This window comes from Empedobacter sp. UBA6745 (assembly GCF_002453775.1).
Classification (GTDB): domain Bacteria; phylum Bacteroidota; class Bacteroidia; order Flavobacteriales; family Weeksellaceae; genus Empedobacter; species Empedobacter falsenii_C.
Genome location: NZ_DKHL01000046.1, coordinates 88,942 through 101,515, shown reverse-complemented (window position 1 = coordinate 101,515; position 12,574 = coordinate 88,942). Strand labels below are relative to the sequence as shown.

Below are 12,574 nucleotides of genomic sequence, written 5' to 3'. Positions count from 1 at the left end.
ATTTGTCTAACTTTTTAATTTGATTATAAATTTCACTTGATATGAAAACAACATTTTATTTATTCATTGCTTTAACCTCCATTCTATCATATGCTCAGGAACAAAAAGATTCTATTTATGTAAAAGATCCTTCAGAAAATTTAGATGAGATTGTAGTTACAGGAACAATGAAAGCTGTGAGAAAGTCTGATAGTCCAGTTCCAATTGAAATCTATACACCGAAGTTTTTTCAAAAAAATCCAACACCTTCATTATTTGACGCTGTACAATTAATAAATGGTGTTCAACCGCAATTAAATTGTAACGTTTGCAACACAGGTGATATTCATATTAACGGAATGGAAGGTCCTTATACCATGATTTTAATTGATGGAATGCCAATTGTTTCTTCTCTATCTACAGTTTATGGTTTGAGCGGAATTCCGAATTCTTTGGTTGAACGAATAGAAGTCGTAAAAGGGCCAGCATCTTCCCTTTATGGAACAGAAGCTATGGGAGGTATAATTAATGTAATTACCAAATCTCCTAAATCTGCTCCAAAATTATCTTTGGATGCTTTTACAACTTCTTGGTTGGAAACCAATCTTGATGGTGGATACAAATATAATTTAGGAGAAAAGGTAAATGGTTTATTTGGCTTTAATTACTTTAAATATGGAAACAAGAAAGATAAAAATAACGACGGTTTTACAGATGTAACATTACAAGATCGCATCACGTTATTCAATAAATTTGATTTTGAACGTCAAGAAAATAGAACAGCATCGGTTGCTTTACGTTATTTATATGAAGATAGATGGGGAGGTCAAATGAATTGGAAAAGAAAACTACACAGAGGAAATGACGAAGTTTATGCAGAAAGCATTATGACAAATCGTTTTGAAGCGATAGGAATGTATCAATTACCTCTAAAAGAGAAAATAATGGCTCAATTTTCTTATAATTTTCATCAACAGAATTCATTTTATGGTACAGAATCGTATCAAGGAAAACAACAAGTTGTTTTTGCTCAAGCTTATTGGGATAAAATAATTGGACAACATAGTTTACTTTTAGGAACTTCATTCAAGTATACTTATTACGATGATAACACAAGAGGGACTGGAGAATATGATGAAGATAATAATCTAATCAAGAATAATCCAATGAACACACCGATTCCTGGTTTTTTTGTACAAGACGAATGGGCTTTGAATACTGAAAATAAACTTTTAATTGGTTATAGATTTGATTACGATAAAACACATAAAGGAATACACTCTCCAAGAGTAGCTTACAAATTTTCACCTTCATCTCATCATACTTTAAGAGCAAGTTTTGGTACAGGATTTCGTGTTGTGAATGTTTTCACAGAAGATCATCGTGCATTAAGTGGAGCTAGACAAGTAGTTTTTGAGAATGAATTAAAACCTGAAAAATCATATAATGGAAATATTAATTATGTGTTCAAACTACCAACTTCTTTTGCAGCTCTAAACTTTGATTTCACAACATTCTATTCTTATTTCACAAACAAAATTATTGCTGATACAGATACTGACGAAACAAAGATTATCTATGACAATTTAGATGGATACGCAATATCTCAAGGAGTTTCTTTAAACATAGATGCAACATTTGACTTTCCTCTAAAAATAATGCTTGGCGCAACCTATATGGATGTTTACAAAAAAGAAAATGGCGAAAAAGAAGTTCAATATCACGCACCGAAATGGTCTGGAAATTTCTTAGCAAGTTATGCATTCAAAAAAGGTTTTACTATTGATTTAACCGCCAATTATAATGACAAAATGAAATTACCTCGCGTAGAAAATGATTATCGACCTGAATATTCAAAGCCAACTTTTATTACCAATATTCAATTAAGTAAATTATTTAAAAATAATATTGAACTCTATGTTGGAGTAAAAAATATTTTTAATGTTTTACCAAAAGGCGATGTTATTGCTCGTTGGTGGGATCCATTCGGAGAACCTGGAAATGGTGTTACTCCTCCTAAAGGAAGAAACGATGTTATTTTTGAGCCAAATGATTACAGCTATACACCTATGCAGGGAACAAGAGGTTTTATAGGTGTTCGATACAATTTACGCTAATGAAAATCTGGTACTTCATATTCATTTTATCTTCATTGAATCTTCAAGCTCAGATTTCAATAGAAAAATTTAATTCAATTTTTAATGAAAATCCTAAACCAATTCTGCTTTATTTTTCTACCAATTGGTGTAGTTACTGCATGATTCAAAAGAAACAATTAGAAAAAGATGATGAATTACTTCAAATTCTGAACAACGACATTTATTTTATAGAATTTGACGCAGAAACGAATGAATCAATTATTTTTTTAAACAAAAAATATGAACCTAAATCGGATAAAAAAACTCACCCATTTTTAGAAGAATTTATTGATAAAAACGAACAAATTAGTTATCCATACTGGGTTTTAATCTCAAAAAATTTTAAAATTGAAATGACTTATGCTGGATTAATTAAAAATAAACCACTAAAACTTTTATTGAAAAAGTATTTACAAAAACCTTGATTTTTAGATTTACAAAAAAGCCTCAATTAATATTGAGGCTTTTTAATCACAAAAATTTACTCAAACGCAATTATCGAAAGTTTTGGATTTTCAATAATCTCTTTTTGTTTGAGCTTTTCTATATCAATCACACCAACAATGTGATTATAATTTTTACTTTGATAACGCTCTTCTATTTCATCAAAAATGTTTGAAACATCATCTGCTTGATTCTCAAAACCGATGTAAATTCTCTTTTTTCCTGTTTGATTAAAAACTCCTTCTTCTTTGTTTTCATATTTTCGAATCGAATATTGATAATCATATTTTAACGCAGAAATATCACTCAAAACGGCAGAAGAAGTTGGGAAACGCCCTGCTCCTTTTCCATACAAAAATTGTTCATCCGAAAGCGAACTTCCAATCAAAACACCATTATATTCGTTGTTTACAAGTGCAATTGTTTTATTTAATTCAACAAAAGTTGGTAAAACTGTTGATGTAATTTCACCTGTTTGATGATTAATTTTAGAATTCGCAATCAACTTTATAGTATAATTTTTTTCTTTCGCGTATTTAAAATCTTCCACTTTCAACGAAGTAATTCCTTTTCGAATAACTTGATCAACATCAATCTTTTTACCGAAAGCATGCAACGTAATAATTGCTAATTTACTCGACGCATCAAAACCTTCTACATCAGCCGTTGGATCAGCTTCTGCAAAACCACTTTCTTGCGCTGCTTTTAAGGCATCTTGATACGACTCATTTTCATTTGCCATTTTCGTCAAAATGTAATTTGTTGTTCCATTTACAATTCCAGAAACATAATTCAATAAGTCATTATCAAAATATTCTTCTAAATTTCTAATAATCGGAACTGATCCACAAACAGATGCTTCATAAAGAAAAGAAACATTATTTTTTGCTTGCAAATCCAATAATTCTTTGTGATGATCGGCAATCAATTTTTTATTTGCACTTACCACATGTTTTCCTTTATTGAACGCTTTTATAATGATATCATGCGCCGCATCAGCATCCGAAATTAACTCAACAACAACATTTATTTCATCATCATTTAAAATATCATCCGCATTAGTCGAAAATAATTCAGACGGAGCATTTCTAGGTTTAGAATTATCTTTAATCACAATTTTTTTAATTGCAGCATTCAATTGTGGTTTTTCTTCTAAAACCTTGTAAATTCCTTCTCCTACAACTCCAAGTCCGAACAATCCGATATTTATTTTTTTCATGTATTCTTTTGTTTTAATAATTTTTTATCAGAGAAAAGTGAAGAAAAAAAATGGTTCAATCGCATAAAAACAATTGAACCATTTTGAATAAAGAATATTATTGAATGATTGGTTTACAGTAGTTTTTATTCATCTTTCCTATAAGGATGGATTTAGCACCTTGATTTGTTAATCAGGTTGCTAAAGTTTCTTTGGGCCATTTCCCTCCACTTTTCTTGATAAAATGTAAATTTTAATGAACTATTTCTGAGGACAAATTTAGGTGAAAGAATTCTATATATCCAAATTAATTTCATCTTTTTAATTTAATATTTTCCGTAATTAGTAATAAAAACACACAAATTATGAATTTTATTCTATAAATATCAATATGTAAAAATAATTTTCTAAAAAATACAATTAAAAGAAAAAACAAATCTTAATATTTTTTCAAGAAAACCTTTTTATATTAAAAATATTCTAAAAACGATTAGTTTTAACAATTGATTAAAATATTATTTCTTTAAAAATAGCATTTTAAAGAATAATTTTCTAAAATAAATTTCAAAAATGACCTATTAGAGATTTTGAACTATTTCAAACAAAAATTATTTCTATGAACCAAATTCTAAACTCGTTTTTTTCAATCTTGATTTTTTTATTTTCAATACTTTAAATAATTTTGCACATAGCTTTATAAAGAAAGATGGAGGGAATAGGCCCGTTGAAATCTTAGCAACCCAAAGTATAGTTGGGTGCTAAATCCTACTCAAATAGAGAAAGATAAGGACTCACCTCACACTTCTTCCCATAAAGCTTTTAAAATATTTAGAATGAAATTAGACGATATACTAAAAGAGCGTATTGTAATTTTAGATGGTGCGATGGGAACAATGATCCAAAAGCATAATTTACAAGAAGAAGATTATCGTGGAGAACGATTCAAGGATTTTCATACGTCTTTAAAAGGAAATAACGATTTATTGGTTTTAACGCAACCGCAAATTATCAAAGATATACACAGAGAATATTTGGCTGCTGGCGCGGATTTGATCGAAACAAATACGTTCAATGCCAATATTATTTCTATGGTTGATTATGATATGGTTGATTTGGTTGATGAATTAAATTACGAAGCCGTTCGTTTAGCGAAAGAAGCGTGTGAAGAGTTTTCTACGCCAGATAAACCTCGTTTTGTTGTTGGCTCTTTAGGTCCTACGAACAAAACTGCGNNCTATTTCGCCACAAGTTAACGATCCAAGTTATCGCGATGTGGATTTTGATTTATTGGCAAATGTTTATTATCGTCAAGCAAAAACAATGTTAGAAGCTGGTGCCGATATTTTACTTGTTGAAACTATTTTTGATACTTTAAATGCAAAAGCTGCATTTTATGGAATTCAAGATGCGATAGAAAAAACAGGTATTAACGTTCCATTAATGGCTTCTGGTACAATTACAGATAAATCTGGACGTACGCTTTCTGGACAAACAACCGAAGCTTTCTTGATTTCATTAGAACATATTGATTTAATTTCAGTTGGATTAAATTGCGCTTTAGGTGCAACAGATTTGATTCCATATTTGGAAGTTTTAGCCGAAAAAGCTCCATTTTATGTGAGCGCATATCCAAATGCTGGTTTACCAAATGCTTTCGGTGGATACGATGAAACTCCTGAAATGATGCGAGATTTTATCAAACCCTTCTTGGATAAAAAATTGGTAAATATTTTAGGTGGATGTTGTGGAACTACACCAGATCATATCAAATTGATGGCAGATTTAGCAAAAGAATACGAACCTCGAAAAATTAATGTAGAATGTCAGGCGTAAAAATTCAACTTTCTGGATTAGAACCTTTAATTGTACGTGAAAATTCAAACTTTGTAAACGTTGGTGAACGTACAAATGTAACTGGTTCTAAAAAATTCTTGCGATTAATCAAAGAAGAAAAATTTGAAGAAGCACTTCAAGTTGCACGTGATCAAGTAGATGGTGGCGCGCAAATTATCGACATCAATATGGATGAAGGAATGCTTGATGGTGTTGCTTCTATGGTGAAATATTTACGTTTGATTGCTTCTGAACCCGATATTTCGAAAGTTCCAATTATGATTGATTCTTCGAAATGGGAAATTATCGAAGCTGGTCTAAAAAATGTTCAAGGTAAAGCGATTGTCAACTCAATCTCTTTAAAAGAAGGCGAAGAATTATTTATTGAACATGCCAAAAAAATTAAGCGTTATGGTGCTGCAACAGTCGTTATGGCGTTTGATGAAAAAGGTCAAGCAGATAATTATGAACGCCGAATAGAAATTGTAAAACGTTCGTATGATATTTTGGTGAATGAAGTAAATTTCAATCCAAGAGATATCATTTTTGATGTGAACATTTTCCCAGTTGCAACAGGAATGGACGAACATCGTCGAAATGCAATCGATTTTTTTGATGCAACTAAATGGATCAAAGAAAATCTTCCACATGCATTAGTTTCGGGTGGAGTTTCGAATGTTTCGTTTTCGTTCCGTGGAAATAATGCAGTTCGTGAAGCGATGCACACAGCGTTTTTATATCACGCCATCAAACACGGAATGGATATGGGAATCGTCAATCCAGAAATGATTGAGATTTATGATGATATTCCAAAAGATTTATTAGAACACGTTGAAGATGTTTTATTGGATCGACGTGATGATGCGACAGAGCGTTTGATTGATTTTGCTGAACATCTAAAAGGTGTTACAAAAGAGAAAAAGAAAGATGATGCTTGGCGTGAGTTACCATTAGAAAAACGTATTGAAATTTCTTTGGTTAAAGGAATTACAGAATTTATTGACGAAGATACTGCCGAAGCTTTAGAAAAAATTGGTTCTCCTTTACGTGTTATTGAAGGTCCTTTGATGGATGGAATGAACGTCGTTGGAGACCTTTTCGGAAGTGGAAAAATGTTCTTGCCTCAAGTAGTTAAATCAGCACGTGTGATGAAAAAATCGGTTGCTTATTTAACACCATTTTTAGAGGAAGAAAAACTTAGAAATAAAACAGATAAAGAACCTTCAAAAATCTTAATGGCGACTGTTAAAGGCGATGTTCACGATATTGGGAAAAATATTGTTTCTGTTGTTTTGAGTTGTAATGGTTTCGAAATAATAGATTTAGGTGTAATGGTTTCTTCTGAAACGATTTTAGATGAAGCGCAAAAAAATAATGTCGATGTGATTGGTCTTTCTGGGTTGATTACCCCTTCGTTAGATGAAATGGTGCATGTTGCTAGAGAAATGAAACGTCTTAATCTTGATATTCCATTGATGATTGGTGGCGCTACGACTTCTAAAGCGCATACAGCTGTTAAAATTGCACCAGAATACGATAAAGCAATTCATGTTTTAGATGCTTCTCGTTCGGTTACAATTTGTCAAAAATTGATTGGAAATCAACAAGCAGAATTACTTACAGAAACAACTACTGATTATACAAAAATTAGAGAAGGTTTCTTGAATCGTGCTGTATCAAAGGAATATCTATCGATTGAAGATGCTCGAAAAAATAAATTAAAAGTTGATTTTGAAGAAAATAAACCTTTTAAACCAAATAAATTAGGTGTTTTCACGCATCAAACAACAGTTTCTGAATTAAGAGATTTTATCGATTGGACTCCATTTTTCAAAACATGGGATTTACACGGTAAATTTCCTGCAATTTTAGAAGATGAAATTGTTGGCACAAATGCCAAGGAATTATATGTCGATGCTTTATCAATGTTAAATAAAATCGAAACTGAGAATTTAGCAAAACCAAAAGCTGTTTTTGGACTTTTCAAAGCGAATACGGTAAACGATGACACGATTGAATTGTTTGATGAAAATGATAACAAAATCGAGGAATTCTATACACTTCGTCAACAAGCAAAAAAATCGAAAGAGCAACCAAATATTTCGATTGCTGATTTTATTGCGCCAAAAGATTCAGAAATTCAAGATTATATCGGAGCATTTGCTGTGACTGCTGGACAAGAAATTGAAGAAGTTGCCAAAGCTTACGAAACGAATTTAGATGATTACAATTCGATTATGGTAAAAGCAATTGCCGATCGTTTGGCTGAAGCTTATGCTGAATATTTGCACAAATATGTTCGTACAGAAGTTTGGGGCTATGCGAAAGATGAAACTTTATCGAATGATGAATTAATCTCAGAAAAATATAAAGGAATTCGTCCTGCTCCAGGTTATCCTGCTTGTCCTGATCATTTAGAAAAAGAAACAATTTTCAAGATTTTGGATGTAGAGAAAAATGCAGGAATTGAGTTAACAAGTTCGTTGGCGATGTATCCTGTTTCGTCTGTTTCGGGTTATTATTTTGGAAATCCAGAAGCAAAATATTTTGGAGTTGGAAAAATAAAAATGGATCAGGTTGAAGATTTTGCAAAACGTAAAAATATAGAACTCGATAAAGCTGAACGTTGGTTGAGTCCTAATTTGGCGTAAGGAATTGTACAATGTATTATGTAAAAAGTACATTGTGCTCTAGCTAAATGAAGAATCTCAGACTCCTCGACAAGCTCGGAATGANNGCCCGCCCGAAGGGAACGCCCTTATAAAAGAAATTATATAATCGAAATTCGAGATTCGAACTTCGCTAAACGATAAAATAAAGAATGAAAGTTACCGAACATATAGAACGCGCAAACGGAAAACCGTTGTTTTCTGTGGAAATTTTACCACCTTTGAAAGGGCAAGATGTCAATGCGACGTTCAAAACTTTAGATCCATTAGTTGAGTTAAATCCAGCTTTTATCGATGTAACTTATCATCGTCAAGAGTATATTTACAAACAGAAAGAAAACGGGTTATTGAAGCGTTATCAGGTGCGAAAACGTCCTGGTACAGTTGCGATTTGCGCTGCGATACAGAATCATTATAAGATAGATGCAATTCCTCATTTGATTTGTGGTGGATTTACAAAAGAGGATACAGAAGATGCGTTAATAGATTTGAATTTCTTGGGAATTGATAATCTTTTGGTTTTGCGTGGAGATCCTATAAAATCAGAAAAGTCTTTTGTTCCAGAAGTTGGTGGACATGCGCATGCATCGGAATTGATTGAGCAAATTACGGCTTTAAATACTGGAAATTATTTGGACGACGAGCTACAAGAATCGCATGCAATGGATTTTTGTATTGGTGTGGCGGGTTATCCTGAAAAGCATTTCGAATCGCCGAATCTTGCAATGGATTTGTATTATTTGAAAAAGAAAGTGGAATTGGGTGCAGATTATATCGTGACGCAAATGTTTTTTGATAATCAAAAATATTTTGATTTTGTGAAGAAATGTCGCGAAATGGATATTAATATTCCGATTATTCCGGGTATAAAACCTATGACAACTTTCAATCAACTAACTTCGATTCCGCAGAATTTCTATTTGGACTTACCAGAAGCTTTAGCAATGGAAGTTTTGAAGTCGAAAGATAAGGACCGAATTAAGGAAATCGGGATTGAATGGTGCATTCAACAATGTAAAGAGTTAATTGATTTTGGTGTTCCAGGATTACATTTCTACACAATGAGTAATTCAATAAATACAAAAAAAATCGCTGAAGCGGTTTATTAAAATATAAGTTATTAAAAATCCGAGTCATCTATCGCTCGGATTTTTTGGTTTTATATAATCATATGTTTTCTATTCTATGTCATCAGTAATGCTTTTTATGGTAAATATGGAATTTCTTCTGGGTCGTTTTCGTAATATTTTTTAATTATTTCAAATTGTTTATCTGTCAAAAGTAGAGCGGACAAATCATTTCCGGTATATAGTAAAAAGAATTTTTCATCTAAACTTTTTGTTTTTAGAATTTCATTTACTTTACTAAAGAAATTACGAGGAGCAGAATCTAAAAACGTTTTATTATCAAGTTGTTCTTTTGTGTAAAGATTTATTTTCTCTTCATTAATAATTATGTCATTAGTTTTCTCATAATCACTTGCCGTTTTTACTATTAAGTTCATATTTCTTTTCTCCAAAATTTTGTTTAATTGCGGAAGAAAAAAATCAAAATTGAATTCAGAAAGTTCTTCTGCATCAATTTGAACAAACTTGTTATTTTCATCATCATAAATATTGAATGAATTTATTAGTTCAATTTTTAGAAAATCAATTTTTTCTACATTAGCAAATATTAGGAAATTGTTTTCAATTAATTCCTCTCCGTACTTTTTATTATCTATTGTTTCTTTCATATTATCTCCCACTTCTACATTCGTCTTTTTATCAACTTGAGAGCAAGCAAAACTAAAAAATGAGAAAACAAATAATGTTACAAATTTCATTGTGAAAGATTTATTATAGGTCATTGTAATACACATAACAGAATAAAGTATTGAAAATTATGAGTGAATTAAATCAAGAAATTCAATAATTTTTCAACAACTCTAAATTAAATAAAAAAACAATATAAAACTCTATTCACAAAAAATCCGAACAAATGTTCGGATTTAATTATACGATTATAGTTTTTTTTCGAGCTGATTTTTCATTCGATACATAAGGTAAATAATTAGAGACAATAGAAATGAAAAGATAAAATATCGAATTGCTAATCCATTTTGACTATCAACTTTACCTGTGTTTGAGATAATAAAACTTGTAAGCGAAGTAATAATATACGTCATTCCTCCCATCAAACCACCAGCAACACCAGCATTTTTAGGAAAAGCCATCATATTTGAAGTAAAGAATGATGTGAATAAAATTCCTGAACAAATATGAATGAAAAAAGCAAAGAATAATAAAACAAATAGATTTTGAACAAAGAAACCTGTGATAATCAAAAGTGAAATCAAAATTAATTGTATAATAATAGTTAAAACTATACTTTCATTAAAATCAAGATGCATTCTTTTTTTTCCTACAAATCCGCCAATCATCCACGAAAAACCTAAAATTAAAGTTGAATAACCAATCACAACAGAATTAAAATGGTAAGTATTTTCAATTAAAAATGGACCAATAATATTGAAAATCATCACAATAGAATAAGCAACAGCTTGTATCATAATACCGACTATAAATAACTGATTTTTAAGCATCATTCTATACGTATCGATGACGTTTTTAAAATTTAATTTAGTTTTTTCAGTAATACTTTCTCCACTTAAAATCAATTCAAAAATTAAAATTAAAGCTGCATAAATTGCTAAAAAATAGAAATTTGCATGCCAATTAAACAATTTTTCTAAATATCCACCTAAAAACGGTGCTAAAATAGGTCCACATGACCAAACAATAGTAAAATAACCTAAATAATGTTTAGCCTTTTCCGGTGTATGAATATCGATAAAAAGTGCTCTGGTCGCAATGACAATAACCGCAACTGAAATTCCTTGAATAACACGCAGCAAACAAATCAACAAAATACTATCTGTACTCGCGATAACCAAACTTGTGATTAATACGACAAATAATGCTACAATTTTTGGATAATATCGTCCAATTGCATCCAAAATACTTCCAATAAACAATTGGGATAAACCGTAACTCAATAAAAAACAAGTCAAAGTTAATTGAATACTACTTTCTGGAACCATCAACGATTTTGCCATCGACGGAAATGACGGCAAATAGATATCTGTTACAAATCCCGAAATTGGAATCGAAAAGAAACCAAGTATACTTACAATTTTTTTTCTTTTTTCTGATGCTTCTCTCAACATAAATCATTTTTTACCATGCAAAAGTAAAATGAATGTGAAATTGAGGAATTAAAAAAGACAAATAAAAAATTACAAAAATCAAATAAATTAATTTTCTTGTTTAAATTTTAATGGAGAAGTTAAAGTATGTTTTTTAAAAAAATTATTAAAATGTGCTGGTTCTTCAAAACCTAATGTGTAACCAACTTGCGCAATATCCCAATCAGTATACAACAGCAAATTTTTGGCTTCTTCAACAATTTTCTGTTTAATAATCTGTGTCGTTGTTTGTTTAGTCACAGATTTCACCGATGAATTGAGATGATTTACATGAATATTTAATTTCGTTGCAAAATCAGCTGGTGTTTTCAAAATAAGTGGATGAGCAGGCGAATCGAGCGGAAATTGTTTGTTTAATAATTCATCAAACTTCTTATACAATCTCACATTTGAAGGCAATTCAACCGCATGTATTTCATCAACTTTTTGTTCTAAAACATAATGAAAAATAGCAGATAAATGATTACGAATACTAAAATATCTCAATTGATAATTGGATTGATTAAGACGATACATTTCCTGAAAATAAGACAAAATCAAAGGTAATTGTTCTTCCGAAATCTCAATGAAAGGAGAACTCCAATCTTTAAACAAAGATGTTTTTTTGAAGACATCAAACTCTTTATTTTCAGAAAAAAATTGTTGATTGAACAAACAAAAATAACCTTCTTGTAAACTTGATTTACATTCCCAAGTGTAAGAAATATGAGGAGATGGAAGAAAATAAAACCGGCTTAGAAATATACCGTTCATTATTTCCATATTTAAAAATTCCTTCACCAATCAACAGACTTATTTTGTAATAATCTCGTCGACTATATGGACTTTTAAAACTACAATATTTGCGCAAAGAAATATTAAAATGCGCTTTATCGTGTTCAAAATTAGCAGAATTCATCAATTCGGCTTGTTCTAAACTAATTTTATTGTAATAATCTGCAATAGTTTCTAATTCTTGGCTCATCTCTATTCTTACAAAATTCAAATAAACAACATTTTAAAATAATTATATGTTAAAATCTATATTAATCATAAATACTATTCATTGTGCATTTTGATAATTTTA

General features: G+C 30.6%; 9 protein-coding genes, 1 pseudogene and 2 riboswitches. Of the genes and pseudogenes, 5 read left to right on the top strand and 5 right to left on the bottom strand.

Going from position 1 to position 12,574, the window contains the following annotated elements:
• Positions 1–41: 41 nt before the first annotated feature.
• Positions 42–2,096 carry a TonB-dependent receptor plug domain-containing protein gene (locus tag B4H69_RS13050; RefSeq protein ID WP_180906740.1) on the top strand — a complete coding sequence of 685 codons (2,055 nt, stop codon included), beginning with the start codon at positions 42–44 and terminating at the stop codon, positions 2,094–2,096.
• Complete coding sequence (locus B4H69_RS13045) at positions 2,096–2,542, top strand: thioredoxin fold domain-containing protein (protein ID WP_185655217.1); 447 nt, start codon at positions 2,096–2,098, stop codon at positions 2,540–2,542. The genes B4H69_RS13050 and B4H69_RS13045 overlap by 1 nt, the downstream gene beginning before the upstream one ends.
• Positions 2,543–2,598: 56 nt before the next feature.
• On the opposite strand, the gene B4H69_RS13040 is transcribed toward B4H69_RS13045, so the two are convergent.
• A complete protein-coding gene (locus B4H69_RS13040; RefSeq protein ID WP_291094365.1) occupies positions 2,599–3,780 on the bottom strand; it encodes a homoserine dehydrogenase in 1,182 nt (393 codons plus the stop codon).
• Positions 3,781–3,906: 126 nt separating this feature from the next.
• Positions 3,907–4,005, bottom strand: a riboswitch (SAM riboswitch).
• A 445-nt stretch (positions 4,006–4,450) separates the two neighbouring features.
• Positions 4,451–4,549, top strand: a riboswitch (SAM riboswitch).
• A 43-nt stretch (positions 4,550–4,592) separates the two neighbouring features.
• Between B4H69_RS13040 and B4H69_RS13035 the strand changes: the two are divergent.
• The 3 genes and pseudogenes from B4H69_RS13035 to metF all read left to right on the top strand — a co-directional run bounded on the left by B4H69_RS13035 (position 4,593) and on the right by metF (position 9,370).
• Positions 4,593–5,592, top strand: a pseudogene (locus tag B4H69_RS13035) (homocysteine S-methyltransferase family protein).
• Positions 5,580–8,243 carry a methionine synthase gene (gene metH, locus B4H69_RS13030; RefSeq protein ID WP_291094363.1) on the top strand — a complete coding sequence of 888 codons (2,664 nt, stop codon included), beginning with the start codon at positions 5,580–5,582 and terminating at the stop codon, positions 8,241–8,243. The pseudogene B4H69_RS13035 and the gene metH overlap by 13 nt, the downstream one beginning before the upstream one ends.
• Positions 8,244–8,413: 170 nt before the next feature.
• Entirely contained in the window at positions 8,414–9,370 is a 957-nt protein-coding gene (gene metF / locus B4H69_RS13025) for a methylenetetrahydrofolate reductase [NAD(P)H] (protein ID WP_038331696.1), read from the top strand.
• Positions 9,371–9,465: 95 nt separating this feature from the next.
• On the opposite strand, the gene B4H69_RS13020 is transcribed toward metF, so the two are convergent.
• From B4H69_RS13020 to B4H69_RS16470, 4 genes are all read right to left on the bottom strand, one after another.
• Entirely contained in the window at positions 9,466–10,086 is a 621-nt protein-coding gene (locus B4H69_RS13020; RefSeq protein WP_152606084.1) for a hypothetical protein, read from the bottom strand.
• A gap of 177 nt (positions 10,087–10,263) precedes the next feature.
• Positions 10,264–11,469 (bottom strand): MFS transporter, encoded by a 1,206-nt coding sequence (locus B4H69_RS13015; protein WP_291094359.1) that lies wholly within the window; start codon positions 11,467–11,469, stop codon positions 10,264–10,266.
• Between the two features lie 87 nt (positions 11,470–11,556).
• Positions 11,557–12,261, bottom strand: a complete 705-nt coding sequence (locus B4H69_RS13010; RefSeq protein ID WP_349679669.1) for a helix-turn-helix domain-containing protein — start codon at positions 12,259–12,261, stop codon at positions 11,557–11,559.
• Positions 12,191–12,472 (bottom strand): hypothetical protein, encoded by a 282-nt coding sequence (locus B4H69_RS16470; protein ID WP_349679668.1) that lies wholly within the window; start codon positions 12,470–12,472, stop codon positions 12,191–12,193. The genes B4H69_RS13010 and B4H69_RS16470 overlap by 71 nt, the downstream gene beginning before the upstream one ends.
• Positions 12,473–12,574: the final 102 nt, after the last annotated feature.

Coding starts and splice junctions, on each gene's coding strand:
- metH (WP_291094363.1), top strand. CDS start 5,580: ATGTCAGGCGTAAAAATTCAACTTTCTGGATTAGAACCTTTAATTGTA.
- B4H69_RS13045 (WP_185655217.1), top strand. CDS start 2,096: ATGAAAATCTGGTACTTCATATTCATTTTATCTTCATTGAATCTTCAA.
- metF (WP_038331696.1), top strand. CDS start 8,414: ATGAAAGTTACCGAACATATAGAACGCGCAAACGGAAAACCGTTGTTT.
- B4H69_RS13010 (WP_349679669.1), bottom strand. CDS start 12,261: ATGAACGGTATATTTCTAAGCCGGTTTTATTTTCTTCCATCTCCTCAT.
- B4H69_RS13040 (WP_291094365.1), bottom strand. CDS start 3,780: ATGAAAAAAATAAATATCGGATTGTTCGGACTTGGAGTTGTAGGAGAA.
- B4H69_RS13050 (WP_180906740.1), top strand. CDS start 42: ATGAAAACAACATTTTATTTATTCATTGCTTTAACCTCCATTCTATCA.
- B4H69_RS13020 (WP_152606084.1), bottom strand. CDS start 10,086: ATGAAATTTGTAACATTATTTGTTTTCTCATTTTTTAGTTTTGCTTGC.
- B4H69_RS13015 (WP_291094359.1), bottom strand. CDS start 11,469: ATGTTGAGAGAAGCATCAGAAAAAAGAAAAAAAATTGTAAGTATACTT.
- B4H69_RS16470 (WP_349679668.1), bottom strand. CDS start 12,472: ATGAGCCAAGAATTAGAAACTATTGCAGATTATTACAATAAAATTAGT.